This window comes from Streptomyces sp. DS1-CR2 (assembly GCF_055760475.1).
The window spans coordinates 2,491,304-2,515,656 of record NZ_CM147085.1 but is presented as its reverse complement, the minus strand read 5'-3'; the positions used below and the strand labels follow the sequence as shown (position 1 = coordinate 2,515,656).

Annotated in this window: 29 protein-coding genes and 1 pseudogene; 15 read left to right on the top strand and 15 right to left on the bottom strand. The window is 72.6% G+C overall.

From position 1 onward, the window contains the following. Nucleotides 1-106: 106 nt before the first annotated feature. From ACY0PA_RS12450 to ACY0PA_RS12440, 3 genes and pseudogenes are all read left to right on the top strand, one after another. Nucleotides 107-534, top strand: a pseudogene (locus ACY0PA_RS12450) (acyltransferase domain-containing protein); the annotation flags it as partial. Further along, nucleotides 531-1,220, top strand: coding sequence for a class I SAM-dependent methyltransferase (locus tag ACY0PA_RS12445; RefSeq protein WP_473084682.1), 690 nt, complete (start codon nucleotides 531-533; stop codon nucleotides 1,218-1,220). The pseudogene ACY0PA_RS12450 and the gene ACY0PA_RS12445, both read left to right, overlap by 4 nt. 96 nt (nucleotides 1,221-1,316) lie before the next feature. Next, nucleotides 1,317-1,775, top strand: a complete 459-nt coding sequence (locus ACY0PA_RS12440) for a DoxX family protein (RefSeq protein ID WP_473084681.1) — start codon at nucleotides 1,317-1,319, stop codon at nucleotides 1,773-1,775. A 38-nt stretch (nucleotides 1,776-1,813) separates the two neighbouring features. Here ACY0PA_RS12440 and ACY0PA_RS12435 read toward each other — a convergent pair whose 3' ends face one another. Together ACY0PA_RS12435 and ACY0PA_RS12430 are read right to left on the bottom strand one after the other, a co-directional pair. Continuing rightward, nucleotides 1,814-2,341, bottom strand: a complete 528-nt coding sequence (locus ACY0PA_RS12435; protein ID WP_473084680.1) for an RNA-binding S4 domain-containing protein — start codon at nucleotides 2,339-2,341, stop codon at nucleotides 1,814-1,816. Nucleotides 2,342-2,602: 261 nt separating this feature from the next. Continuing rightward, the gene (locus ACY0PA_RS12430) at nucleotides 2,603-3,034 is read right to left on the bottom strand and encodes a (2Fe-2S) ferredoxin domain-containing protein (protein ID WP_473084679.1); all 432 of its coding nucleotides are present in this window, start codon (nucleotides 3,032-3,034) and stop codon (nucleotides 2,603-2,605) included. A gap of 139 nt (nucleotides 3,035-3,173) precedes the next feature. Here ACY0PA_RS12430 and ACY0PA_RS12425 point away from each other — a divergent pair, with 139 nt between their 5' ends. Then, the gene (locus ACY0PA_RS12425; protein WP_473084678.1) at nucleotides 3,174-3,956 is read left to right on the top strand and encodes a nucleotidyltransferase family protein; all 783 of its coding nucleotides are present in this window, start codon (nucleotides 3,174-3,176) and stop codon (nucleotides 3,954-3,956) included. On the opposite strand, the gene ACY0PA_RS12420 is transcribed toward ACY0PA_RS12425, so the two are convergent. Then, nucleotides 3,911-4,540 carry a 2'-5' RNA ligase family protein gene (locus ACY0PA_RS12420; RefSeq protein ID WP_473084677.1) on the bottom strand — a complete coding sequence of 210 codons (630 nt, stop codon included), beginning with the start codon at nucleotides 4,538-4,540 and terminating at the stop codon, nucleotides 3,911-3,913. The genes ACY0PA_RS12425 and ACY0PA_RS12420 overlap by 46 nt on opposite strands. 205 nt (nucleotides 4,541-4,745) lie before the next feature. Between ACY0PA_RS12420 and ACY0PA_RS12415 the strand changes: the two genes are divergently transcribed. Beyond that, the gene (locus ACY0PA_RS12415; RefSeq protein WP_473084676.1) at nucleotides 4,746-6,611 is read left to right on the top strand and encodes an FUSC family protein; all 1,866 of its coding nucleotides are present in this window, start codon (nucleotides 4,746-4,748) and stop codon (nucleotides 6,609-6,611) included. 9 nt (nucleotides 6,612-6,620) lie between these two features. Here the strand turns inward: ACY0PA_RS12415 and ACY0PA_RS12410 are convergent, their stop codons facing one another. Further along, entirely contained in the window at nucleotides 6,621-7,460 is an 840-nt protein-coding gene (locus ACY0PA_RS12410; RefSeq protein WP_473084675.1) for a S1 family peptidase, read from the bottom strand. Between the two features lie 211 nt (nucleotides 7,461-7,671). Between ACY0PA_RS12410 and ACY0PA_RS12405 the strand changes: the two genes are divergently transcribed. Together ACY0PA_RS12405 and ACY0PA_RS12400 are read left to right on the top strand one after the other, a co-directional pair. Then, nucleotides 7,672-8,355, top strand: coding sequence for a DUF899 domain-containing protein (locus ACY0PA_RS12405; RefSeq protein ID WP_473084674.1), 684 nt, complete (start codon nucleotides 7,672-7,674; stop codon nucleotides 8,353-8,355). A gap of 150 nt (nucleotides 8,356-8,505) precedes the next feature. After that, complete coding sequence (locus tag ACY0PA_RS12400) at nucleotides 8,506-8,685, top strand: hypothetical protein (protein ID WP_473084673.1); 180 nt, start codon at nucleotides 8,506-8,508, stop codon at nucleotides 8,683-8,685. 18 nt (nucleotides 8,686-8,703) lie between these two features. Here the strand turns inward: ACY0PA_RS12400 and ACY0PA_RS12395 are convergent, their stop codons facing one another. Both ACY0PA_RS12395 and ACY0PA_RS12390 read right to left on the bottom strand, forming a co-directional pair. Continuing rightward, entirely contained in the window at nucleotides 8,704-9,156 is a 453-nt protein-coding gene (locus ACY0PA_RS12395; protein ID WP_473084672.1) for a hypothetical protein, read from the bottom strand. Continuing rightward, a complete protein-coding gene (locus tag ACY0PA_RS12390; protein ID WP_473084671.1) occupies nucleotides 9,144-9,866 on the bottom strand; it encodes an ATP-binding protein in 723 nt (240 codons plus the stop codon). Before ACY0PA_RS12390 ends, ACY0PA_RS12395 begins: the two co-directional genes overlap by 13 nt. A 270-nt stretch (nucleotides 9,867-10,136) precedes the next feature. Here ACY0PA_RS12390 and ACY0PA_RS12385 point away from each other — a divergent pair, with 270 nt between their 5' ends. Then, complete coding sequence (locus ACY0PA_RS12385; RefSeq protein WP_473084670.1) at nucleotides 10,137-11,006, top strand: helix-turn-helix domain-containing protein; 870 nt, start codon at nucleotides 10,137-10,139, stop codon at nucleotides 11,004-11,006. Next, nucleotides 11,007-11,279, top strand: a complete 273-nt coding sequence (locus tag ACY0PA_RS12380; RefSeq protein WP_399970244.1) for a DUF397 domain-containing protein — start codon at nucleotides 11,007-11,009, stop codon at nucleotides 11,277-11,279. Between the two features lie 44 nt (nucleotides 11,280-11,323). On the opposite strand, the gene pdxR is transcribed toward ACY0PA_RS12380, so the two are convergent. Further along, the gene (gene pdxR, locus ACY0PA_RS12375) at nucleotides 11,324-12,745 is read right to left on the bottom strand and encodes a MocR-like pyridoxine biosynthesis transcription factor PdxR (RefSeq protein WP_473084669.1); all 1,422 of its coding nucleotides are present in this window, start codon (nucleotides 12,743-12,745) and stop codon (nucleotides 11,324-11,326) included. 47 nt (nucleotides 12,746-12,792) lie between these two features. Here pdxR and ACY0PA_RS12370 point away from each other — a divergent pair, with 47 nt between their 5' ends. Further along, on the top strand, nucleotides 12,793-13,287 hold the full coding sequence (locus ACY0PA_RS12370; RefSeq protein WP_473084668.1) for a carboxymuconolactone decarboxylase family protein: 495 nt from the start codon (nucleotides 12,793-12,795) through the stop codon (nucleotides 13,285-13,287). Nucleotides 13,288-13,313: 26 nt separating this feature from the next. On the opposite strand, the gene ACY0PA_RS12365 is transcribed toward ACY0PA_RS12370, so the two are convergent. The 3 genes from ACY0PA_RS12365 to ACY0PA_RS12355 all read right to left on the bottom strand — a co-directional run bounded on the left by ACY0PA_RS12365 (nucleotide 13,314) and on the right by ACY0PA_RS12355 (nucleotide 16,199). Next, a complete protein-coding gene (locus tag ACY0PA_RS12365; RefSeq protein ID WP_473084667.1) occupies nucleotides 13,314-14,804 on the bottom strand; it encodes a glutamate synthase subunit beta in 1,491 nt (496 codons plus the stop codon). 94 nt (nucleotides 14,805-14,898) lie between these two features. After that, nucleotides 14,899-15,378 carry an anthrone oxygenase family protein gene (locus ACY0PA_RS12360; protein ID WP_473084666.1) on the bottom strand — a complete coding sequence of 160 codons (480 nt, stop codon included), beginning with the start codon at nucleotides 15,376-15,378 and terminating at the stop codon, nucleotides 14,899-14,901. Between the two features lie 98 nt (nucleotides 15,379-15,476). Then, nucleotides 15,477-16,199: a DUF2293 domain-containing protein gene (locus tag ACY0PA_RS12355; protein ID WP_473084665.1), complete on the bottom strand. Its 723-nt coding sequence runs from the start codon at nucleotides 16,197-16,199 to the stop codon at nucleotides 15,477-15,479. Nucleotides 16,200-16,283: 84 nt separating this feature from the next. Between ACY0PA_RS12355 and ACY0PA_RS12350 the strand changes: the two genes are divergently transcribed. Both ACY0PA_RS12350 and ACY0PA_RS12345 read left to right on the top strand, forming a co-directional pair. Next, on the top strand, nucleotides 16,284-16,934 hold the full coding sequence (locus ACY0PA_RS12350) for a nucleoside/nucleotide kinase family protein (RefSeq protein ID WP_473084664.1): 651 nt from the start codon (nucleotides 16,284-16,286) through the stop codon (nucleotides 16,932-16,934). A gap of 128 nt (nucleotides 16,935-17,062) precedes the next feature. Beyond that, nucleotides 17,063-17,482 carry a CBS domain-containing protein gene (locus tag ACY0PA_RS12345; protein WP_473084663.1) on the top strand — a complete coding sequence of 140 codons (420 nt, stop codon included), beginning with the start codon at nucleotides 17,063-17,065 and terminating at the stop codon, nucleotides 17,480-17,482. An 84-nt stretch (nucleotides 17,483-17,566) separates the two neighbouring features. Here ACY0PA_RS12345 and ACY0PA_RS12340 read toward each other — a convergent pair whose 3' ends face one another. Further along, nucleotides 17,567-18,712, bottom strand: a complete 1,146-nt coding sequence (locus tag ACY0PA_RS12340; protein WP_473084662.1) for a magnesium and cobalt transport protein CorA — start codon at nucleotides 18,710-18,712, stop codon at nucleotides 17,567-17,569. A gap of 165 nt (nucleotides 18,713-18,877) precedes the next feature. On the opposite strand from ACY0PA_RS12340, the gene ACY0PA_RS12335 reads away from it, so the two are divergent. Further along, nucleotides 18,878-19,675, top strand: coding sequence for a methyltransferase domain-containing protein (locus ACY0PA_RS12335; RefSeq protein WP_473084661.1), 798 nt, complete (start codon nucleotides 18,878-18,880; stop codon nucleotides 19,673-19,675). Nucleotides 19,676-19,716: 41 nt separating this feature from the next. On the opposite strand, the gene ACY0PA_RS12330 is transcribed toward ACY0PA_RS12335, so the two are convergent. Next, nucleotides 19,717-20,616 (bottom strand): carbohydrate kinase family protein, encoded by a 900-nt coding sequence (locus ACY0PA_RS12330; RefSeq protein ID WP_473084660.1) that lies wholly within the window; start codon nucleotides 20,614-20,616, stop codon nucleotides 19,717-19,719. Continuing rightward, the gene (locus ACY0PA_RS12325) at nucleotides 20,613-21,518 is read right to left on the bottom strand and encodes a pseudouridine-5'-phosphate glycosidase (protein WP_473084659.1); all 906 of its coding nucleotides are present in this window, start codon (nucleotides 21,516-21,518) and stop codon (nucleotides 20,613-20,615) included. Before ACY0PA_RS12325 ends, ACY0PA_RS12330 begins: the two co-directional genes overlap by 4 nt. A 162-nt stretch (nucleotides 21,519-21,680) precedes the next feature. Between ACY0PA_RS12325 and ACY0PA_RS12320 the strand changes: the two genes are divergently transcribed. Then, on the top strand, nucleotides 21,681-22,115 hold the full coding sequence (locus tag ACY0PA_RS12320; RefSeq protein ID WP_473086300.1) for a VOC family protein: 435 nt from the start codon (nucleotides 21,681-21,683) through the stop codon (nucleotides 22,113-22,115). Between the two features lie 87 nt (nucleotides 22,116-22,202). On the opposite strand, the gene ACY0PA_RS12315 is transcribed toward ACY0PA_RS12320, so the two are convergent. After that, the gene (locus ACY0PA_RS12315) at nucleotides 22,203-22,502 is read right to left on the bottom strand and encodes a GlsB/YeaQ/YmgE family stress response membrane protein (RefSeq protein ID WP_100592364.1); all 300 of its coding nucleotides are present in this window, start codon (nucleotides 22,500-22,502) and stop codon (nucleotides 22,203-22,205) included. A 150-nt stretch (nucleotides 22,503-22,652) separates the two neighbouring features. On the opposite strand from ACY0PA_RS12315, the gene ACY0PA_RS12310 reads away from it, so the two are divergent. Next, nucleotides 22,653-23,018, top strand: a complete 366-nt coding sequence (locus tag ACY0PA_RS12310) for a cupin domain-containing protein (protein ID WP_473084658.1) — start codon at nucleotides 22,653-22,655, stop codon at nucleotides 23,016-23,018. Nucleotides 23,019-23,065: 47 nt separating this feature from the next. Here the strand turns inward: ACY0PA_RS12310 and ACY0PA_RS12305 are convergent, their stop codons facing one another. Next, entirely contained in the window at nucleotides 23,066-24,340 is a 1,275-nt protein-coding gene (locus ACY0PA_RS12305) for an MFS transporter (RefSeq protein ID WP_473086299.1), read from the bottom strand. Between the last annotated feature and the right edge of the window lie 13 nt (nucleotides 24,341-24,353).

Sequence of the window (24,353 nt, the reverse complement as noted above, 5' to 3'; positions counted from 1 at the left end):
CGCCCGTGAAGGGGCACCCCCTCCAGGGTGCCTCGTCACGGGCGAAGGCGTCGGGTACGTCCGGCCTCTCGCGCGGCGCACCGTTCCCTGAAAAGGTGAGGTGGAGTGCATGAACCTCCACATCCCCGACTTCCGTGGCCGCTCTCCCCGCGCGCGTGCGACCGGTCCCTGGCCCTGGCCGGGGAGTTCTTCGCGCGGTACTACCCCGAGGAGCGCTACGACGCCGCCGTCTGCCACTCCTGGCTCCTCGACCCTCAGCTGAAGGACCAGCTGCCGAAGGACTCCAACCTGGTGCGCTTCCAGGAACGATTTCGCACGTCCTGGGAGGACACGGAACCCGACGACGAGGGCCCGGTCGGCTTCGTCTTCGGTGACCCCCGTCTCCCCGTCGAGACCCTGCCGCGCCGTACGAGCGTCGAACGGGCCGTCGGCGACCATCTGCGGAGCGGCGGGCACTGGTACGGAGGGCATGGCTGGTTCCCATTGCCGTGGTCGGGAACTGCCGCCCCAGGACGGCTCGTTGAAAGGACATGAGCCTTGAGATGCGTGAGGGATACGGAGGGACGGGACCCGGCGCCATCACGCCGGACGGCTGCGCGGTCGATCTGTACGCGCGCCTGCCCGTAGGGGACGAGCCCGACATCATCGCCGCGGCCGTGCCCGCGGGAGCGAGCATTCTCGAACTGGGCAGTGGCGTCGGCCGGATGACGCACCCCCTCATCGAGCGTGGCTTCACGGTCACGGCCGTGGACGAGTCCGCCGAGATGCTGGAGCGGGTGCGCGGGGCGCGGACGATCTGTTCGCCGGTCGAGTCGCTGGAGGCGGGCGGGACGTTCGACGTGGTGTTGCTCGCGTCGTTCCTCGTGCATGCCGGGGACGTGGCGGTGCGGCAGGGGCTGCTCGACACCTGTCGGCGTCATGTCGCCGTCAATGGCTGTGTGTTGATCCAGCGCGAGGGCCCGGACTATCACACGAACCTGCCGCGCGAGCGCGTGGACCCGAGCGGTTTCACGGTCCGCATCGTGTCCGCGGAGCCCGTGGGGGACGGGGTGAACTCGGTCCGTGCGGAGTACGAGTTCCCCGACGCGGCCTGGACGCACACGTTCCTGGCGCGTCCCCTGACGCAGGAGCAGTTCGAAGAGGCGCTCGCGCAGGCCGGGTTGAAGGTCGACCAGTACCTCACGGACGACCAGGTGTGGGTCCGGGCGGTGCTTGCATAGGGTGCCGGGCGACCGATGAGTTGCCCGGGCTGCCGCCGTCTACCTCTGTGACAGCCGGACAGCGAGGCCCGGCGCCGACTCACCGAGGAGCACCCCATGTCCGAGACCACCGCCCCCGTCACGACCGCCGCTTCCGCCGTCTCCGTCACCTCCGCCCCGGCCGCCGGCAGGGCGCGCGCCGCCCGTATCGCGCTGCGCACGCTCACGGTGCTGCTCGCGCTGTTCTACGGCGTCGCGAGCGCCCTGCCCAAGCTGATCGCGCACCCGTCAGCGGTCGAGTCGTTCGACACGATCGGGTGGGGGAGCGCGGCGATGTACGTCATCGGCGTCCTCGAACTGGCCGGTGGAATCGCCCTGTTGGTGCCGGTGCTCTCCGGGGTCGCCCCGATCGCGCTGGGCGCGCTGATGGCCGGCGCGTTCGTCGTGCAGATGTCCTACTTCGACGGGGAGAACGCGGCGACGCCGCTCGTCCTGATCGTCCCGCTGGCGCTGCTCGCGTGGACACGGCGCCGGAGCAACGCGGATCTGGTCCGCCTGGTCAAGCGCCGGGCGTGACCCGCGCGGCCAGAGGCTGATCCCGTCGACGTACGGGGTCAGCCTTTGTCGCGTTCGTTTCCGTCGTGCTCGGCCGGGGGTACGGGGCCCGCACCGAACGTCGCACGCAGCCGGTCCATGTCCCTGCGGTCCCGCTTCGTCGGGCGGCCCGCGCCGCGGTCGCGGATGGCCACGGGGGCGACGGCCGCGCGCGGCGGGGGCGGCGGGCTGTTGTCCACATAGCATTCGACGGCCACCGGGGCGCCCACGCGCTTGCGGATCAGGCGCTTCACGATCACGACCCGCTCGTGGCCGCCGGCCTGGCGCACCCGCACCTCGTCGCCCACGCGCACGTTGTGGGCGGCCTTCACGCGCTCGCCGTTGATCTTCACATGCCCGCCCCGACATGCCGTCGCGCCCGCCGAGCGCGTCTTGGCCAGCCGCACGGACCAGATCCAGCTGTCGATCCGCACGCTCTCACCGGCGCCGGGAGTGGCCGCCCGCGCCGCCGACGCGTTCGAAGCCGTATCCGAACCAGTGCCCGAACCGGAATCCGAGGCAGTATCCGAAGCAGTATCCGAAGCCATGCCTCGACCTTAGTCCCGGATTGCCCCGATCCGGCGAGTCACCCGGACGCCACACGCCACCCCGACGGATTATCCGGACAAAATGGCATGCATCTCAAGGCCAGTCGTCGGACAGCGAGGCGTATGGACGCCATGGACGCCAGTGCCCTGCAAGCCGAAGTCGGCGGCCCGATGGACAGGCTCCGCGCCGATCTGGAGCGGCTCGCCGCCCATCCCGTCGATGGCCTTCCCCGGCTTCCGTGCAGCCGTCGGGCGCCGCCGTCAGCGGCGCGTGCGGCGGCGGGTCCGTTCGCCCGGGGTCTCGATGAACTGGAGCTCCAGAGCGGCCGGGGCCGGGGCGACCCCGGGGCCGCCCGCCTCGGCCCAGCGCAGGATCTCGTCCGTCGCGTCGTCCCCCATCGACCAGCCCACCCATGCGGGGCGCCCGCCGCGCCGCCGGCCCTCGCCCGACGGCTGCACGACCAAGACGTTCGCCTGGTCGCAGGGGCCCAGGCAGTCCGTCACCCGCACGGCGACCCGCCCGCCGGAGGAGTCGGCCGCGGCCCGCAGCCGCTCCAGCTGCCACGCGTGGTCGTAGCCGGGGTACTTCGCCGTGTTGCCGCAGCAGCAGCCCCTGCACACCACGAGGGTGCAGGGGCGAGTACCGGCAGCACCGATCACGGAACGGGTGGGTCGGGTGGGTCCGGCTGGCACAGAACTCCTTGTCCGGCGGGCACGCAACGCGTATGCGTACGAGCGATTCTCCGTCATGTACGCGTCCGCCCCCAAGTGCGCGCCCTGGACACCCGTAATGGAGTCGACCCTCCTCCGGCGCCGTCGATAGCGTGGACCCATGCCTGCCGCACCCGAAGCCATGACCGATGCCGTTTTCCTCGAGCACGTTGCCGAGCGGCTCGCCGCGCTTCCCGGTGCGCGGGGCGTAGCGCTCGGCGGATCGCGGGCTCAGGGCACTCAACGACCCGACAGCGACTGGGACTTCGCGATCTACTACCGGGGTGATTTCCAGCCGGACGACCTGCGGGGCGTCGGGTGGGAGGGGGAGGTCTCCGAGATCGGTGGGTGGGGTGGCGGGGTCTTCAACGGCGGGGCCTGGCTGACTGTCGACGGGCGTCGCGTCGACGTCCACTACCGCGATCTCGATGTGGTGGAACGGGAGTTGGCCGACGCCGGGCGGGGGCGCGTCCGCTGGGAGCCCCTGATGTTCCATCTGGCCGGGATCCCGACCTACCTCGTTGTCGCCGAGCTCGCCGTCAACCAAGTGCTGAGCGGTACGGTGCCCAGGCCCGCCGGCTATCCCGCGGCCCTGCGGCGGGCTGCCCCCGAGATGTGGTGGGGACGCGCCCTGGGCACGCTGCACTACGCCAAGGCCAACAACGCGCCCCAGGGCGGCAGGGCCGAGGTGTACGGAGCGGTCGCCGTGGCCGCGATGTCGGCCGCCCACGCCGTACTCGCCGCGCGCGGCGCCTGGGTCACCAACGAGAAGCGGCTCCTGGAGCGCGCGGGGCTGCTGGGCGTGCACAGCCTGCTCGAAGGGGCGTCGGGCGACCTGGCCGACGTGGTCGACCGGACTCAGCTCCTCCTGGAGAGCGCCGTCGACTCCGCGCGCAGGAGCTGAGCGGGCGAAGCCGGCCGTACAGGCTGGGCGGGCGGGATCAGGGGTGCAGGCTGTGCGGGTGAGCGCCCCAGCTCGTACACAGCCTTGTCCTCCCACACCCGCCCGTCCGTCACGATCAGTCGCACCGACCCGACGCGCGCCGTCACCGGCAACATGGGTCGCAGTTCCCGCTCCAGCGCGTCGTACGCCGCCTCGTACGTCTCGGGTCCCTCGTCGTTCGCGAGCGTGAGGTGGGGTTCCAGACCGTCCGGCCCGAACACGCCCCGGTAGGGGACCGCCTCCGGCCAGCGCTCCCGCAAGGACTTCGTGAGGGCGTGGACGGGGTCCTCGGGAGCGGGCGGGAGATAGAGGACACCCGGGTAGCGGCGGAACTCCGCGAACGTCAGGTCGAACGGGGCCCGGTCCGCGAACAGCGCCGACAACTCGGCGTGGACCTCCGGCGTGATCCGCGCGGCGGGGAGAAAGGGGTACAGCACCGTGACGTGGGCCGGGAACGGCGCCCGCACGACGGCGTCCGCCTCCGGGACCCGAATCGTCAGGGCCGTGTCGCCGGGCACGTCCGGCCAGCCGTCCTCGCTGCTCACGGCGCGCAATCCTGCCATGCCGCCACCCGGGTGACCTGCGGCGGGCCCGTCCCGAGGAGTCCCGCACGAAGTCCCGCACATCGTCACATCGTGGAAACGCGCACGTACCTTTCCCTCCGAATACGCCACCTACCATTGACGCATCAGCCCAGGCCGACGTCGTCCCGCGGCACACCCCCGCCCCGGACCCGCCGACAGGAGCACCGTGCGCACCGCCCTCCGCCCCCTTCCGCCCTGGCTCGGCCACGCGCTGCGCGCCCAGCGCGGCCCCGTCCCATGGAGCGCCGTCGTGCGCGGCGCACTCGCCGCCGGGCCACTCCTCGTCGTGGCCCTGCTCGCAGGCCGTCCCTCCGCCGGGGTGCTCGCCGCGCTCGGTGCCATGTTCGCGGGAATCAACGACCGGCCCGGCAGCCGTCGCGCCTCGGTGCCCCGGATCGGGGTCCCTGCCCTGGTCGGTGCGGGCGGACTCGCCCTCGGTACGTGGGTCGGCGCGCATGCCGGTTCCGCCGCGCTGGTCGGCGTGTTCGCGCTGCTCGGGTTCGCGGGCGGCGCCCTCAGCGCCGTCGGGCCGATCGCGTCCGCCTGCGGGACACAACTCCTCGTCGCCGTCGCGATCGGTGCGGGCATGCCGCTGCCGGAGGCCGGCTGGCAGCGGGCCCTGCTGTTCCTCGCGGGCGCAGGCTGGCTCCTCGTGCTGCGGGGCGTGCTGCCGTCGCCGAGTGGGGCAGGTGCGTACCGTTTCGACGGCGAACGCGCCGCCGTCGCCCAGGTGTACGCGGCCGTCGCCGGGCTCGTCGACGCGGCGGGCTCACCCCGGGCCACCGCACAACGCGCCGCCTTGACCGCCGCGCTCGATCACGCGCAGGACGCCCTGTCGGGACCGCGTCTGCGCCGGTTCGCGGGCTCCGGTGAAGAGCGCCGCCTCCATGCGCAGTACGCCGCCGCCCTGCCGCTCGGCGAGGCGGCCACCGCCCTCGCCTGGGCGGGAAGCCCTCTCCCGGCCCGCGCGTCGGAGGGTCTGTGGCGCCTCGCCGACGCCGTCCGTACCGCGCAGCCGTGCGGCCCGCTGCCGGCACCCGCCCGCTCCGACGCGGCCCTGCGCGCGCTGGACGAGGCGCTGCTGCACGCGGCCGTGGCCTTCGACGGACCCGTACGTGGCCGGACCCGTATCGCCCCGGTCCCTGTCACCGCGAGTGCCACCGGCCTCGACGACCGGCCGCGCGAAGCCGGGCCCCAGCCGCTGCACACCCGCCGCCGCACCCCCGTCACCGCCCTGCGCAGAGTCGTCGGCCCCGCCGGGCGCGAGTACGGGATCCGGGTGGCGCTCTGCTTCGGGGCCGGTGCCGCCGTCGCCCAGCTCCTCCACAACGCCCACTGGTACTGGCTGCCCGCGACCGCCGTTTTCCTCGTCAAGCCGGACCTCGGGCCGCTCGCCTCTCGCGTGCTGTGCCGGGCGTTCGGGACGGTGTTCGGAGCGGCGCTCTTCGCGGGGCTCGCTGCGCTGCTGCCCGGCCCCGCGGGGCCCGTCGCGCTCGTGGTGCTCGGCGGCGCGCTGATTCCCGTGGGCACACGGCACTTCGCCGCCCAGACTGCCGTCGTGACCGTCTTCGTGCTGTCCCTCGTGATGGTGGGCGGAGAACCGCAGATGGCCCTGGCCCGGATCGGGGAAACGCTGCTCGCGTGCGCGATCGTGCTCTGCGTGGGCCACCTGCCGCTGCCTGTGCCGGGCCGTGGCGGCGGCGCCGTCCGTACGCGCCTGGCCACCGCCGGCGAGGCCGCGCAGGCCTACGTTCTCCATGTGCTCAGCGGGTCCGACGACCGCGCCGGACGGTGGACGCTGCGCCGCGAGGCGTACCGCGCGCTCGCAGAGGCGCGCACCGCGATCGACCTCGCCGCCGCCGAACTTCCCTCGCTCGCCCGGCACACGGCCGGCACGGAGGACGTAGCCGTCACCCTCGAAGCCCTCGTCGACACGACCACGTCCTGCGCCGTGCACCTCGACGACACGGGCCGTGTCCCGGAGCAGCACGCCGAACGGATCGACGCGCTGCTCGCGGAACTCGCTGCCTAGGCGGGAGAGTTACGGCTTGGGCAGCTCACAGCCCGCCGCGCTCAGGTCGATCTTGTTGCCGATCCCGACGCACGGCACGATCCCGTACGTCTCCTGCGCGTAGTTGATGCCCTTGCGGACCGTGACGGTGCCGTTCTCGTCGACCTCGCACGGGTTGTTGTCCGTGCAGCGGGCGCCGTCCTCGTTGCCCGTGTTGTTGACCGCGACGACCTTGCCGGACGCCTGGTCGACGACGGGGGAGCCCGAGGTGCCGCCGATCGTGTTGCACGTGGAGGTGTAGCGGACCGAGTCCTTCCAGGTCCACTCGCCCTCCTTGAGGCGGTACGCGAAGCCGTCGATGCTGCAGCTGTAGGTCTTCTTCCAGTAGCCGGAGACGACCGTGATGGCCGTGCCGGCCGTGGGGTGCGAGGCCGACAGTTCGAGGGCCTTGATGCCGTACGAGCTCTCGATCTGCTCGTAGGTGCTGGTGAGTTGGTAGAGCGAGACGTCCGTGTCCGTCATCGTGCCGTACGCGATCTTGTCCGCGCGCAGCGTCGCGACCTTGCTGCCCGCGGAGTCGAGCAGACTGAAGGTGCGGGACGACGGCTGGTCGACGACGACCTCGCCCGGGCCGGGGAAACCGCTCTCGAGGCAGTGCCCGTTGGACATGACCAGGGCCGGGTCCGTGGGCTGGGAGTCCGGCACGCGGACGACCGAACCGGAGCAGTTGCTGAGCGCCACCGTCCCGGCGAAGGTGACCGCCTTTGCCTTGACCTTGGCCTCGTGCTGGGCTCCGACTGCCGTGGCGGGCGCGGCTGTTGCTCCTATGAGGAGCAGGCCGAACACCGCACCGACGAGAGGCTTGTTCATGTGGGGGTCCTCTCCCGTTGCTTGCTGAAACCGACAACTACCGGTTTTGACATGTGCATTGTGGTGGTGTCGGCGTCAGCGGACAACAGTGCATGCTCAGCGAACACAACGGATCCCCCAAAAGAAGTGCGAAGGATTTCTGCCGCCGAGCGATGAGTTACGCGAAGCCCCCCGGTCAACCACCCGAGGAGTACCGACCAGAGGAGGACCCATGGGGCTGCCGGACGTCGTCACCCGCGAGGAGTGGCTCGGCGCGCGCCAAGAACTGCTCGCCAGGGAGAAGGCGGCGACCCGCGCCCGCGACGCGCTCAACGCGCAGCGCCGCGAACTGCCCATGGTGGAGGTCGAGAAGCTGTACGTCTTCGAGGGGCCCGACGGCAAGGCGGAGCTTCTCGACCTGTTCGAGGGCCGCTCCCAGCTCGTCGTCTACCACTTCATGTTCGGCCCGGACCAGGACGCGGGCTGCCCCGGCTGCTCCGCGTTCCTCGACCAGATCGGCCACCTCTCCCATCTGCGCGCCAGGGGTACGGAGTTCGCGGCCGTGTCGCGCGCGCCGTTCACCAAACTCCTGCCGTTCAAGGCCCGCATGGGCTGGACCATGCCCTGGTACTCGTCGGCCACGAGCGACTTCAACCAGGACTTCGGCTTCGCGTCCGACGAGGGGCCCCGCGACCTGCCCGGGCTCAGCTGCTTCCTGCGCGACGGCGACCGGGTCTACCACACGTACTCCACGACGGGCCGTGGCCTCGACGGCATCGGCTCCGTCAACAACCTGCTCGACCTGACCGCGCTCGGCCGGCAGGAGGCGTGGGAGGAGCCGCGGGGGCGGGCGTCGGCGCTCGGAGCCCCGGCGAGCAGCGCGCGGGTCCGCTATCACGACGAGTATCTGGACTGACTCGGCGGCCGATTGGACCGGCGTAGCGGCGCTGCGCGTCTCAACTCGATGTCAGTGTCGTCACGTTGCGAGCCCCCGGGCGCCTCGCGGGCGTTCTTCTCCATAAGAACGCGCGACAGCGCACGTACGACGACGGGGGCAGGGTGCACGATGATCGACGGACGAGTGGTACTTGAACGCTTTCCCGCGGGAGGGCCGCGCGGGTCGTGGCCGGCCGAGGAGTTCGCGCGCGACCGGCGTCTGGAGGGTCGGCCCGCTGAGGTCGTCATGGACCTCGCGACGGACGCCTTCCTGGTGATCGTGCCGCGCGCGGAGGTCGCCGCGGGCTGATCCGGTGGAGCGTGCGGTTCAGGCGGCGTCGGCCGCGCCCGCGCCGATCGAACGGGACCAGGCGGGCGTCGTGCCGGTGACCCGGCACAGCGCGAGATAGAGCGGGATCGGCGGGGTGTAGGGGACGCTGCCGTCGGGCCGGTGGATGAGTCCGGGCGCGCGCCGCGCGTCCGGCACCAGCGCGCCGGTCGTGTAGCTGGCCGGGGCCGGCCACTCCAGGGCGACATCCGAGTCCGAGGGAACGATCCACCACCAGCGGTCACCGTCGGCGTACACGCAGCCCATCCGCGGCAGCCGCGCGACCATGGCGCGCCCGCATGCCTCGGGGACCGCGACGGCGTCGCAGCCGAGCGGCGCGGTCATGCCGTCGGGGACGGCGAGCCTGAGCGGGGCGGTCCGCAGGATCTGCCGCTGCCGTGAGAAGCGGACCAGCGAGTCGAGATCCGTCGTGCGCGTCGTCACCACACCCACCCGGCTCCCGCCCCTGTCCCCGTACCGGGGCCGGCGGCCGGCCCGAAGCCGGTGCGGGACCCCGTCTCGAACTCTGACTCGAACTGGTCTGTGTCGAAAGCCGGGCCTCGTTCGGTGCCCGGTCCCGTGTCGGGGGAGTGAGGCGCTCCGCCGGTGTGCGGTTCACCGCTGCGGTGCGGTCTGGGAATCCCATGGAGTCCCGCGACGGCGGAGTGTTCTTGGGCGGCGTTCGCGTCCTGCGCGCTGTCCGCGTCGCGTGCGAGCTCGGCCCACACGAGGAGTCCGGGGCCGGTCTCCTGCGCGCCCCACGCGGTACTCACCGCCGCCACGAGCAGCAGGCCACGCCCGTGCTCCTCCTCCGGCGCGACACGGCGGGCGGGATGCGGCTCGCCGGGGGCCCAGCCCTCGTCACGCACAGCTATCCGCACCCGGTCGTCACCGTCGTGGAGCTCGCACACTATGCGGCTGCTCGCGGTGTGGACGATCGCGTTCGTGACCAGTTCGGAGATGACCAGGGCGGCCGCGTCGCAGGTGTCATCGCACACTGCCCAGCCGTTGAGGTGGGCGCGCGTCAGCTTCCGGGCCTGAGCGGCAGAGCCCGGGTGGGGAGCCAGTTCGAAGCTGCTGCGGCGGCGCACGGACGCGGCGCCGGAGCGCGCACCGGTTTCGTCACCGAGCGTAGCTTCGCCGACTTCTGTTCCTAACGGCACGGACGGAGTCACGCTTGCCACTATCTCCCCGTCGTGAACACTTGGCAAGAGCCACTCTGAAATGTGCAGAGTGCAGTGTGCTCGGGCGCCGAGCCATGGCACACTGCTGACGGCGGTGTGCCGTACGGCGCCCTTCATGGCGAAAATGCCGACGATTTCAGGGAAGTTGCCCGGAATGACCGGGCGTCGGGGCAGCCCGGTTTCCCCTTGGGAGCGCGGCCACACGCGCGACCGCAAAAGGACCACAGGGACGACGGGGAGGTAGGGGGCGTGAGCGAACCGCGGTCCGCTCCGACCGTTGGCCAGGTCGTCCTCGGCCGGCGCCTCCAGGACCTGCGCGAACGCGCCGGGCTCAAGCGCGAGGAGGCCGCGAAGGTCCTGCGCGTCGCCCCCGCCACCGTCCGCCGCATGGAGATGGCCGAGGTCGGCCTGAAGATCCCGTACCTCCAGCTCCTCCTGAAGTCCTACGGCGTCACCGACGAAGAGGCGGACGCCTTCGTCACGCTCGCCGAAGAGGCCAACAAGCCCGGCTGGTGGCAGCGGTTCCACGACATCCTGCCCGGCTGGTTCTCGATGTACGTGAGCCTGGAGGGCGCCGCCAGCCTCATCCGGTCGTACGAGCCCCACTTCGTTCCCGGGCTTCTGCAGACCGAGGACTACGCGCGTGGCGTGCTGCGCTCCGGAGCCGTCGGCCGCGCCCTCGCCGAGGACCCCGGCGTCGTCGAGCGGCATGTCGCGCTCCGGATGCAGCGTCAGGAGCTGATCACCCGTGAGGACGCCCCGCGCCTGTGGATGGTCATGGACGAGACCGCGCTGCGCCGCCCGGTCGGCGGGCCCGACGTGATGCGCGGCCAGATCGACCGGCTCCTCGAAGTCACGGAGCTGGCCAACGTGACGCTGCAGATCGCCGAGTTCGCCTCCGGCCCGCACCCCGGCACGTACGGCCCCTTCGTGCTGTTCCGATTTGCCATGTCAGAACTGCCGGACATGGTCTACAGCGAGTACCTGACCGGCGCCGTCTATCTCGACGCACGCCCCGAGGTGGCCACCCACCTGGAGGTCATGGACCGCATGGCGGCACATGCCGCGACGGCACACCGCACAAAGGACATCCTCCGGGATCTCCGCAAGGAGCTGTGAATGGATCGGATCAAGGCCCGCATACGAGGGGTCGACGGTGAGGTCATCTACAACGGGATGCCCGCCCGCGAACTCGGCAACGAGGGCTGGCACAAGCCCTGGAGCGGCGGCAACGGCGGCAACTGCGTGGAAGCGATGAAGCTGGCCGACGGCCGGGTCGCGATGCGCCAGTCGGCCGACCCGGACGGCCCCGCCCTGATCTACACCCCGGGCGAGATCACCGCGTTCATCGAGGGCGCGAAGGCCGGGGCGGCGGACTTCCTGCTCTCGTGAGCGGAGCGGACGGGTGCGCGAGCCGTGAACCCCGAGGTGGGGTCTCAGTCCGGTGGCAGCACCCCGCACAGGGCGTCCAGCGCGGCGCCGTAGCCATGGTCCGACGGCGTCGAGTACCCCACCACCAGCCCGTCCGTGTGCGGCATCGTCGCCTGCGGATGACGGAACTCCGCGAGGCCATCGAGGGCGACACCGCCCCACGTGGCGGCCTTGACCACGGACCGCTCGGTCCCCGGGGGCAGCCGCAGCACCGCGTGCAGCCCGGCCGCGATCCCGGTGGCCGCCACCCCGGGCGCCCGCCGGGCGAGCGCCTCCACCAGCCGGTCGCGCCGACCCCGGTACCGCTGCCGCATCCGCCGCACATGCCGGTCGTACGCCCCCGAGACCAGGAAGTCCGCGAGCGCCAGCTGGTCCGGCACGCTCGCCCACGCCTCCCGCTCGCCCTTCACCGCGACGACATCCCCCACCAGCTCCCGCGGGAGCACCATCCAGCCGAGCCGCAGCGCCGGTGACAGGCTCTTGCTCACCGAGCCGACATAGACCACCCGTTCGGGGTCGAGGCCCTGCACCGCGCCGACGGGCCTGCGGTCGTAGCGGAACTCGCCGTCGTAGTCGTCCTCCACGATCAGCCCGCCACGCGCGCGTGCCCAGTCGACGGCCGCCGTACGCCGCTCCGCGTGCAGCGGGCCGCCCGTGGGGAACTGGTGCGCGGGTGTGAGCAGCGCCGCCCTCGCCCGGCCCGCGCCGGCCGTCAACTCACCGACGCGCGCGCCGTGTTCGTCGAGCGTCAGAGGAAGCGTCCGCACCCCCGCCGCCGTCAGGATCTCGCGGTGGAAGCCGAGTCCGTACGACTCCACGGCGAGCTGTCCGCGCAGCACCCGGCCGTTGAACAGAAGCCGCAGGGCATGCGCGAAGCCGGAGCAGATCACGATGCGGTCCGGCTCCGTCCGCACGCCGCGCGCGCGGGCCAGATACTCCGTGAGCGCCACCCGCAGCTCGGCGCGGCCCTGCGGATCGCCCGGCCCGAACGCCTCGTTCGGCGCGGCCTGGAGCGCACGCCGGTACGCGGCCGCCCAATCCGCGCGCGGGAAGGACGACGCGTCGGGTGTGCCCTGGCGGAGGTCGTGGCGTGGCCCGTGTGCGCGGGCCGGACCCTTCTTCGGGACGCGGCCGGGGGCGGGCGGCCCGGCCCGCTCGGCGACACGCGTCCCCGAGCCCTGCCGCGCGGTCAGCCAGCCCTCGGCGACGAGCTCCGCGTACGCGGCCGCGACCGTGTTGCGGGCGACGCCGAGATCGGCGGCGAGCGAACGGTAGGGCGGCAGCCGGGTGCCAGGAGCCAGCCGCCCCGAGCGGACGGCGTCGCGCAGGGCCCCCATGAGAGCGGCCCTGCGGCTACCCGCCCCGGACAAGTCAAGATGCAGGTCGGCGCCGACGCGCTCCGCAGAATTGACCCATGAATCCGCCATGGAAATGCACCCTACAAGAGGTCTATCCGGCCCGTAGATTCATGGTCATGACGACGAACACGATCACCGCGGCGAACACCCACTCCCACTCCGCCGGCCGCATCGACTTCGCGAAGGCCGCGCCCAAGGTCTTCCGCTCCCTCATCGGCTTCGACGCCGCCGCCCGCGAGGGCCTCGACCCGGCCCTGGTCGAGCTGATCCAGATCCGCGCCTCGCACCTCAACCACTGCGCGTACTGCCTCCACATGCACACCAACGACGCGCGCAAGGCCGGCGAGAGCGAGGACCGGCTGCACATGGTGGCCGTGTGGCGCGAGGCCCGGCACTTCTTCAGCGCCCGGGAGTGCGCGGCGCTCGCGCTCACCGAGGCCGTCACGCTCGTGGCCGACGGCGGCGTCCCCGACGACGTCTACGCCGAGGCCGCCGCCCAGTTCGACGAGCAGGAGCTGGCCCACGTCCTGTCCCTGATCCTCACGATCAACACCTGGAACCGGATCGCCCTGTCGACCGCCAAGGTCGCGGGCACCGACGAGCGCAAATGAACGACGCGCGCCGACCGGCGGCGGCCTCAGGCCGTCATCGGACGGTCGTACGGCCCGATCGGCGCGGGCAGCCGCGTCGAGCCGGTCAGCCAGTGGTCCACCGCGGCGGCGGCCGAGCGGCCCTCGGCGATCGCCCACACGATGAGCGACTGGCCACGGGCCGCGTCCCCGGCCGCGAACACGCCGGGCACCGAGGTCGTGAAGCGCGCGTCGCGGGCGAGCATGCCGCGTTCCTCCACGGCCAGTCCGAGCTGGCCGACCGGGCCGCCGGCCCCGCGCTCGGGCCCCGAGAAGCCGAGGGCGAGCAGCACCAGATCGGCGGGCAGCTCCCGGGACGTACCCTCCCGGGGCCGCCGCGTCTCGTCGACCTCGACGAGATGCAACGCCCTCACCCGGCCCCGTTCGTCCCCCTCGAAACGCAGCGTGGACGCCGCGAAGAGGCGCGCGTCAACGTGCGCCGCGGGCGCGGTCCGCAGCTCCCCGGCCTCCTCGTGGGCGGCGGACATCCGGTAGATCTTCGGATACGTCGGCCAGGGCTCGGCCAGCTCGTCGCGCTCGGCGCCCGGCTGCCCGTAGATGTCCAGCTGCGTGACGGACGCGGCGCCCTCGCGCACCGCCGTGCCCAGGCAGTCGGCGCCGGTGTCGCCGCCGCCGACGATCACGACGTGCTTGCCTGCGGCCGACAGGGGAGAGGCGTCCAGGTCGCCCTCGCACACGCGGTTGGCCAGCGGCAGATACTCCATCGCCTGCACGATCCCGTCCAACTCCCGCCCCGGAACCTCCAGTTCGCGCCAGGCCGTGGCGCCGACCGCCAGGACCACCGCGTCGAAGCGGGACCGCAGCTCGGCGGCGCCGATGTCACGGCCCACCTCCGTCGACGTACGGAAACGCACCCCCTCGTCCCTCAACTGCGCCAGCCTGCGGTCCAGATGGCGCTTCTCCATCTTGAAAGCGGGGATGCCGTACCGCATCAGTCCGCCCGGCCGGTCGTCCCGCTCGAAGACCGCGACCGTGTGCCCCGCGCGCGTCAGCTGCTGGGCGGCCGCGAGCCCCGCCGGGCCCGAGCCGACCACGGCGACCGTGCGGCCGGACAGCCGTTCGGGCGGATTGGGCGGGGCGAGGCCGTCCTGCCAGGCGCGGTCGGCGATGGCGACCTCGACGTTCTTGATGGTCACGGCCGGCTGGTTGATCGCCAGGACGCAGCCCGCCTCGCACGGCGCGGGGCACAGGCGCCCGGTGAACTCGGGAAAGTTGTTCGTGGCGTGCAGCCGGTCGCTCGCCGCCCGCCAGTCGTCCCGCGACACGAGGTCGTTCCAGTCCGGGATCAGGTTGCCGAGCGGACACGCCTCGTGACAGAACGGGACGCCGCAGTCCATGCAGCGGTCGGCCTGCGCCTCGACGATCGGCAGGAGCGCCCCGGGGACGTACACCTCGTCCCAGTCCTGGACCCGTTCGCCGACAGGGCGGCGTGGCCAGTCCTGCCGGGGAGTGGTGAGAAAGCCCTTGGGGTCGGCCATGGCCGTCTCCCTTGCCGAGTCCTTCTCGCCACGATACGTCCGTTTCCCCCGGTGCGCAGGGGCGCCGGCAAGGGGTGCGGCAGGACGCGAAGGCTCAGGTCAGGGCAAGGATGAACGAGGCCGACGCGGCCAGCGACGCACCACCCCTGATGTGGTTCCACATCAGCCACTCGGACACATACCTGCGCCACGGTTCCTCGCTGTCCGGCGCCTCGGGGTCGAGCTTCGCGAGCGCGTCGTTGCGCGGGATGTTCGCGGCGACGGTCACGCCGAACGCGCCCGCGAGCTGGAGCGCGCTGCCGAGCAGCAGCTCCACGGTGCCCTGCTCCGGCCAGAGCACGAACGTCACGACGGCAAGCACCACGCACAGCGCCGCGGCCCCCAGGAACACCACCATGAACGCCGGGTTGACCGCGGCCACGTTGATCGCCTGCATCGCCGCGATGCCCTGCGCGGGCGGGAGCGCCGCGAGCCCCTTCATCACGAAGGTCGAGAACGCGATGAACACGCCCGCCGACACCCCGCAGGCGAGCACGCCCAGGACGGTGAGCACGAAGTACGGTCCCTCGATCATCACAACTCCCCCCTGCCGGCGACGCCGTTGGCCTCGCGGTCCGCTCAAGATCCTGCCGCACGGACGAGACGGCCGCCACCGTGCGGCATACACACCTCTCACGATTCCCGCGCGCGCCATGCAGCGAGTACGGCTTCCACCTGCCCCCCGATTCTCCGCCTGGCCTCGCCCCGCCGCACCCCGCTCATCAGCAACGCGTCGTACGCGGTCTCCGTGTGCCGCACCGCCGCCCGCACCGCCGCCGTCACCGCGGCCCGGGACAGGGCGCGGCCCGCCGCGCTGCGCCCCACCCGGCCACTGCCGCGCAGGGACGCGTGCGCCGCGATGGCCTCCGCCCGGTCCGGCGGGCAGCCGGGGAAGAGCCGCAGGATCTCCCGCGCGAACGCGGCCGTGAACGACACGTCCTGTGCCGCCCTGCGCGCCGCGTCCCGCGCCCGGCGCCTCGCCCGCGCATCGGCGTCCGCCAGACACCGCTCCTCGGCGCGGGCGAGCGCCTCCTCCTCCACGAGAACACCCTGGCGCTCGTACCGGCCGCGCCGCCGATGGAAACGAACGACCACTGCCGACAGCGAACTCCCTTCCCTGGCACGGCGGGTGAGGGCCCAGTCGCCGCGCGGCAGATACACGAGATGCCCGAGGTCCGCGCAGTCCAGACAGCGCGGCGCCCCGTCCTCCAGGGTCAGCAGGTCCAGCGGCGCCCGGTGACACTCCGCGCACTGCCGGCGCTTCAGCGGCTGCACGACGACCGGCCCGCCGAGGCCGGTGTGCGGCGGGGGAGTCCGGCGTCGGGGGGCCCGGTCGGGCCGGGCCTTGGCGGTCATACGCGGTTCATTCCCCGCGCGCGGGCGAGAACGCGTCGCAGGGGTACGGGTCCCCCTCGGCTCCCCTGCGGCGGGCGAGGCATCATGAGGCGCGTGCGACTCGAAGCGATCACCTGGGAACGGCTCGTCGACGCCCTCGCCCAGAGGCTGCTCGAACTCAAGCCGGGCGACGGGAGTCCGTGGCCCCGTATCGCCATCGACGGCCCGCCGGCCGCCCGCCCCGGTGACCTCGCCGCACTGGTCGGGGAGGCGCTGCGGGTGCGCGGACGCCCCTCGCTCGCCGTGGACACCGGCGGCTTCCTGCGGCCCGCCTCACTGCGCTTCGAGTACGGGCGCGAGGACGTGGAGGCCTACTACAGCGGCTGGTTCGACACGGCCGCGCTGTGGCGCGAGGTCTTCGGGCCGCTCGAACCGGGCGGCACAGGACGCGTCCTGCCGGACCTGTGGGACCCGGCGGCCGACCGCGCGACGCGCAGCTCCTACGTCGAACTGCCGCCCGGCGGCGTTCTGTTGCTGCACGGGCCTCTGCTCATGGGGCACTGGTTCCCGTTCGACCTGACCGTGCACCTCAAGCTGTCGCCGGGCGCGCTGCGACGCCGTACACCCGAGGGCGAGCAGTGGACGCTGCCGGCCTTCGAGCGCTACGACAGCGAGACCGACCCGGCCGGCACGGCGGACGTGGTCGTCCGGGCGGACGACCCCCGGCATCCGGCCTGGGGCGGGCTGCCCTCGTGACGGGCGCGCTCATGTGTCGGGCGGGTCCGCTCCCAGGTGCGGGCCCGAGGCAGGGCGGGAAGAATGAGTTGCGCCGGGACCTGCGGCGCAACCGTGCTGCGCCGGCCACCGGCACCGGGAGGTAGCCCATGACCACCGCCGGAGACATCATGCACCGCGGTGCGCAGTGGATCCCCGCTCACGAGACCCTGGACCGCGCCGCCCAGCTCATGCGTCAGCTGAATGTGGGCGCGCTGCCCATCAGCGACGAGAACGAACGCCTCTGCGGGATCCTCACGGACCGCGACATCGTGATCGGCTGCGTGGCCGTGGGCCACGACCCCTCCGAGATCACCGCGGGTGACCTCGCGCAGGGGACGCCCCGCTGGATCGACTCGGGCGCCGACGTCGAAGAGGTCCTCCAGGAGATGCAGGGCCACAAGATCCGCCGGCTGCCCGTCATCGAGAACAAGCGCCTCGTCGGCATGATCAGCGAGGCCGACCTCGCGGCGCACCTGTCCGACGACCAGATGTCGGCCTGGGTCGAGAGCGTCTACGCCAAGAGCTGACCCCGGAGAGCACGCTCCGGCGGGCCACTTCTCCAGAAAGCGGCCCGCCGCCACCGAGAACGGCCCGCTGTCCGCCGCGACGGGTCACAGCCACCCGTTGCGCCGGAAGGCGCGGTGCAGGACGAAACAGATGCTCGCGATCACGCCCAGGAACAGCGGATACCCGAACTGCCAGTGCAGTTCCGGCATATGGTCGAAGTTCATCCCGTACACGCCGCAGCCCATGGTCGGCACGGCCACGACCGCGGCCCAGGCCGTGATCTTGCGCATGTCCTCGTTCTGAGCCACCGTGACCTGCGCCAGATGGGCCTGCAGGATCGAGTTCAGCAGCTCGTCGAAGGACGCTATCTGCTCGGCGGCCCTCAGCAGATGGTCGGAGACGTCCCGGAAGTACGCCTGTATCTCCGGCGCCACCACCTGGAAGGGGCGGCCCGAGAGCTCCTCTATCGGCCGGGCGAGCGGCACGACGGCCCGCTTCAGCTCCAGCAGCTCGCGCTTGAGCTGGTAGATCCGGCCCGGGTCGGTGCGCGCGCCGTCCTCGGCGAACACATCCGCCTCGACCTGGTCGATGTCGGCCTGGACGGCGTCGATCACGGTGAGATAGTCGTCGACCACATGGTCGGCGATCGCGTGCAGCACAGCGGCCGGGCCCTTGGCGAGCTGCTCCGGGTCCGCCTCCAGGCCTTCGCGCACCGGGCCCAGCGAGCCGTGCCTCCCGTGCCGCACAGTGATCACGAAGTCCCGGCCGATGAACACCATGATCTCGCCGGTGTCGACGACCTCACTGGTCGCGGTCAGCTCCGCGTGCTCCACGTAACAGACGGTCTTGAACACGGCGAACAGCGTCTGGCCGTACCGCTCGACCTTCGGCCGCTGGTGCGCGTGCACCGCGTCCTCTACGGCCAGCGGGTGCAGGTCGAACAGCTCGGCGATGTCCGCGAACTCCAGCTCCGTCGGCTCGTGCAGCCCCAGCCAGACGAAGCCGTCGTCGGACTTGCGGACCCGGTCGACCGCGTCCACGAGATCGCGCCCGGCCTGCTCACGGACGCCGTCCCGGTACGTCACGCACTTGACGACCGCGGAACCCAGCGGCGAGCGGGCGGGGTGGCTCAGGTCGACGCGGGGGTGCCGCCGGGCCAGGCGCGCCACTTTTCTCAGGCGTCCGACCTTGCGCAGGTCGGACACCTTTCGGAGATCTCCGACCTTCCGCAGGTTGCCTGCCATCGACATGCGGGGCTCCTTGCGCGGTGTGACATCGTGTTGTGGTGACTCGGCGGGCCAGTCTGCCAGCTCACGGCGACAACGCCCACGGCCCCTGGGGGAACGGAAGGCTCCCCTTCGGAACGCGCGGAACCGCCTCCCGGGACCGGGCAGGACAACTGGGATGATCGCGACATGACGCGATCCGAGGGCTATCTCCTGGACAACCAGCAGCAAGAGGCGGGCCGGCGCTTCGACGCCTTCTCGACCCTCTTCGACCCCACGACGTTCCGGCACATCGAACGGCTGGGCATCGGCCCCGGCTGGCGCTGCTGGGAGGTCGGCGCGGGCGGCACCTCCGTGGTCTCCTGGCTCGCCAAGAAGGTCGGCCCCACCGGCCGGGTCCTCGCCACCGACATCGACACCTCGTGGCAGACGTCCGCCGCCCGTTCCCCCATCGAGGTCCGCCGCCACGACGTGGCCGCCGATGAGCCGCCCGCCGAGGGCTTCGACCTGGTCCACGCCCGGCTCGTCCTGGTCCATGTGCCCGACAGGGAGCGGGCGTTGAAGTCGATGCTGCGCGCGCTGCGGCCCGGCGGACGGCTGCTCGTCGAGGACGCCGACCCTGCGCTCCAGCCGCTCGCCTGCCCCGACGAGCACGGCCCCGCCGAGGAGCTGGCGAACCGGCTCCGCCGCGGCTTCCGCAAGCTGCTCGCGGAGCGCGGCGCCGACCTGTCGTACGGCCGCAGGCTGCCGAGGCTGCTGCGGGAGGCGGGCCTGCACCAGGTGGAGGCCGACGCGTACTTCCCGCTGACGTCCGAGGCGTGCGAGGCCCTGGAGACGGCCACGTTCCAGCAGATCCGCGAGTCCCTGGTCCGCGCGGGCCACGCCACGGATGAGGAGATCGACCGCCACCTGGCCGATGTCGCGACCGGCACGATGGACTTGGCGACGGCGCCGCTGATCTCGGCCTGGGGACGGAAGCGGGCCTAGGACGTCCGCCGTTCTCCCGTTCGTGGGCGGCCGGGTCGCTCTCAGCGCGGCGGCGGTCGGCCCCCCACCCGCGCCACCGCCAGCGCCCCCGCGTGGCAACCGTCCGTCGCCGCCTCCCGTGGCCCGGCGCCCCGCACCCACGCGGCGAGGAACGCGCCCGTGAACGCGTCGCCCGCCCCCGTCGAGTCCCGCGCCACCGCCGGCAGCGACGGCACGCGCGCGCGTACCGCCCCGCCCTGCGCCACCACCGCTCCCGCGACCCCCGACGTGACGACGACCAGGGGGAACCACCCACTGAGCTTCGCCGCCGCGACCTCCGCGTTTCCGACGCCGCTCAGCAGCTCCGCCTCGTCCCTGCTGGGCAGCAGGACGTCCACGCCCTTGGCAAGCGCCAGGAACCGGTCGGGCCCCAGCTCCCTGAGGAAGCCCGCCGAAGCGGGATCGATACTCACCGGCACCCCACGCGCGCGGGCCGAGGCCAGCGCCGCCGCGACCAGGCCGCGCCCCTCGGCGGAGAAGAACAGATACCCGGACAGATGCAGCCACGCGACCCCGCCGAGCAGGTCCGCGGACCAGTCGGCGGGGGAGAGGCGCAGCGAGGCCCCGCTGTCCGTGAGGAACGTCCGCTCGGCGCCGGCTCCCGTGTCGACCAGCGCGATCACCGTGCCGGTCGCCGCCTCCGGGTCGACGACGAGCCGGGGACGCACCCCCGCGCGCGTGAGCGCCTCCTCGTGCCAGGCCGCCGAGTCCGCGCCGACCCGCCCGAGCAACGCCACATCCGGGCAGCCCGAATGGGCCGCCCAGCACGCCACGTTCGCCCCCGCGCCCCCCGGCAGCGTACGGATCTCCGCCGCCGTGTCCGTGCCCGCCGCGAGCGGGGCGTCGTGCCGGGCCACGATGTCCGTGACGACGTCCCCGACGACCAGGAGTGTTCCGCTCACGGCCGCGCCCAGGCCGCCGCGATGCGCGCCGCGAGCCGTACGTTGCCGCGTACCGCCGCGAGATTGGCCTCCAGTGAGGCGCCGTCCGTGTGCCGTACCAGGTAGTCCAGGAGGAACGGCGTGACCGCCTGCCCCGTGACGCCCTCGGCGTCGCACGCGTGCAGCGCATCGTCCAGCACGCGCGCGTGGAGCGCGGGATCGAGCTGCTCCGCCTCGGGCACCGGGTTCGCCACGATCAGCGCGGCCTCGGTCCCGCCCAGCGTGTCCTGAGCCCGCATCACCCCGGCCACCTCGGCCGGACCGCGCAATGTCCAGTCCACCGGATGGCCCGAGTCGGACAGATAGAAGCCGGGGAAGCGACCGGTTCCGTACCCGGCCACCGGCACTCCCAGGGTCTCCAGGCGCTGAAGGGTCGCCGGTACGTCCAGGATCGACTTGACGCCCGCGCACACCACGGTGATCCGCGTCCGCGCGAGCAGCCCGAGGTCGGCCGACTCGTCCTGCGTCTCCGTCCACCGCCGGTGCACCCCGCCCAGCCCACCCGTGGCGAACACCCGTACCCCCGCGCGCGCCGCGAGCAGCGCTGTCGCCGACACGGTCGTCGCCCCGCTCGCACCCGTCGCCACGGCGAGCGGCAGATCGCGGTGACTCAGCTTGCGGATGCCGTCCTGCGTCGCGATCCGCTCCAACTGGCCCTTGTCCAGGCCGACCTGGGGGTTTCCGTCGAGAACGGCGATCGTCGCGGGGACCGCTCCCTCGGCGCGTACGAGCTCTTCGAGTTCGAGCGCCACCCGCAGATTGCGCGGGCGCGGCAGCCCGTGCGCGATGATCGTCGACTCCAGGGCCACGACCGGCCGGCCCGCCGCCACCGCTTCCCGCACCTCATCGGACACCAGCACCACGCGCCTGCCTCCTGCCTGTCGGGTCTCCCCTCATCCATGGCGGGCGGCGCGCACGCCCAAACCCCAGCGGCATGACGGTGAACACTCACGGTGTACCGGCACACACTTGCGGTGCGACGGCCGGCCGAGCAGCCTGAGCGCATGACGGACAACTCTGAGCGCATGCCGGACCACACGGCACGCCTCGACCATGTCGTGCTCTGGGTCAGCGACCCGGTGGCCGCGGCGGACTTCTACGAGCAGGCCGTCGGCCTCGAACCCCTCAGGGTCGCCGAGTTCAAGGAGGGCACGGTCTCGTTCCCCTCGGTGCGGCTCAACGAGGAGACCATCCTCGACCTCGCGCCGCTGCCCATGGCGGCCCGCATGAACATGGTGCCGGGCGGCGACAAGAGCGCCGGGCACCCGGTCAACCACGTGTGCATCGCCCTGACCGAAGGCGGCTACAACAGCCTGCGCGCCCGTCTGGAGGAGCGCGAGGTGCCGGTCTCGGACCACGGCCGTCACTCGTACGGCGCCCGCGGCCCGGCCGTCCGCAGCTTCTACTTCCGCGACCCCGACGGGAACGTCTTCGAAGCGCGTCACTACGAACAGGCCTGAAAGGCCGGATACGGGGCGCGGCCCTGCTCGTACAGGGGCCGGCTGTACAGGCGCTGGCCGTGTGGGGGGCCATGCCGGGGTTGCGGTTCAGCGGCGCGCGCGGCCCCACGCACGGCCGCGCGACCGGCCGCCTGTCCGGCCGCGGTCGAGCAGGGCCACGCCCAGGGCGGCCAGGCCGATCTGGATCAGCCACTCCACCCAGTCGACCCCCTTGGTGTCCGCGACACCGATGCCCGCGGCGATGGCCGAACCGAGCAGCGCGGCCACGATGCCGACGACGACCGTCGCCAGGATGCCGATGCGCTGACGGCCCGGCAGGGCGAGCCGGCCCAGGACGCCGATGACGATGCCGATCACGATCGCGCTGATGACGCCGGAAATCTCCATGTCCCCACGACTCCCTAGAACCCGGGCACGCGGCGCCCGGGACGTTGTCTCAAGGTCTCTTCCCCTTGACGAGCCGTCCAGTCCGGGCCGTGACCGAGGTACGGGTCGTCCAGTGAACAGAGGGGTCCACGCTGCCTAGAGTGACCGTTCATGACCACGAATGATCAGGCCACTGCTTCTTTTGCCGTACACATCCCGGACGTTGAACTCGAACCTGAGCCCCTCGATCCGGAGCAGATCGTCTCGGGCGCCCCTGTCGTCACGGGCAAGGTGCTCTGGGAGTCCGCCGACGGCAAGCAGCTGCGGGGCATCTGGCAGATCACGCCGGGCGTGGTGACGGACACCGAGGCGAACGAGCTGTTCGTGGTCGTCTCCGGTCGCGCGACGGTCGAGGTCGAGGGCGGGCAGACGCTGGAGGTGGGCCCCGGCGTCGCGGCCGTACTGCGTGAGGGCGACCGTACGACATGGACTGTGCACGAGACCCTGCGGAAGGCGTACCACATCACGCTGCGCTGACCGGCGTCATGGTGGCCCGATCACCGACTACCGCCACGCCGCCCTGATCACGCCGTCGCGGGCCGCCGGCTGAAGAGGGCGAGCGCGGCGAGTGGCAGCAGGAGGCAGGCCGCGGCCAGGTTGAGCCAGGCGTAGCTCGCCGTCGCCACGACCAGGCCCGCTGCCGCGCCGCCGACGCCCGCCGCCGTGTTCATGGTCAGGTCGGACAGGCCCTGCGCGGCGGCCCGCGCCGCCTGCGGCACCGAGTCGGTCAGCAGGGCCGAACCGGAGACGAGGCCCGCGGACCAGCCGAGCCCCAGGACGAACAGGCCCGCGGCGGTCTGCCCGTGGCTGCCGCCCGCCGTGCCCGCGAGCAGCGCCGCGCAGGCGAGCAGGCCCACGGCGAGGCCGATGACGGAGAGCCGCCCGAGCCGGTCCGACAGCCGGCCCATCACCGGCGAGAACGCGTACATGCCCGCGATGTGCCCGCTGATGACCAGGCCGATGAGGTCGATGCTCGCACCGTGGCGGCCGAGGTCGACAGGCGTCATCGACATGATCGACACCATCGCGGTGTGCGAGACGGCGACGGTCGCGAGGGCGAGCCGGGCGCGCGGCGACGCGGCGACCGCGGCGAACCCGGCACGGATCGACCGCCCTCCGGCCGACTTCTCCTCCTCGGGATCCAGGGCGCGGGCGGTAAGGAGCGGGTCGGGACGGAGCAGGAGCTGCACCATGACGGCCGAGACGAGGAAGACCCCGGCCGCCCACAGGAAGGGGCCCGCCGCCGCGGGGATGCCGAGTCCGGCGACGCTGCGGCCCGCGGGCGCCGCGATGTTGGGCCCGAACACGGCGCCGATCGTCGTGGCCCACACGACATTCGAGATCGCCCGCGCCCGGCGCTGCGGCTCGGCCAGGTCGGCGGCCGCGAACCGCGCCTGGAGATTGGCCGACGAGGCGGCGCCGAACCCGGCCATGCCGATGAGCAGCAGCGGGAAGCTCCCCACCGCGGCGGCCAGTACGACGACCCCGGCCCCCAGCGCGCCGATCAAATACGCGAGGACGAGCCCGGGCCGGCGCCCGCGCGCCGTCATCAGGGCGGCGAGCGGAACGGACAGCAGGGCGGTTCCGGCGACCGTCGCGGTCGGCGCGAGACCTGAGAGTGCCTCGTCCCCGCTGACCTGCTTGGCGAGCACGGCGGCGAGCGCGATACCGGTGGCGACGCCGAGTCCGCCGAGTATCTGGCTCGCGACGAGTACCGCGGTGACACGGCGGCGCAGCCCGGCCAGGTCCTGGGGCGTCTCGAGGACGGAAGGGCGGCGGCGCGCGGCGGAATCGGGTATGAGCACCGGCGCA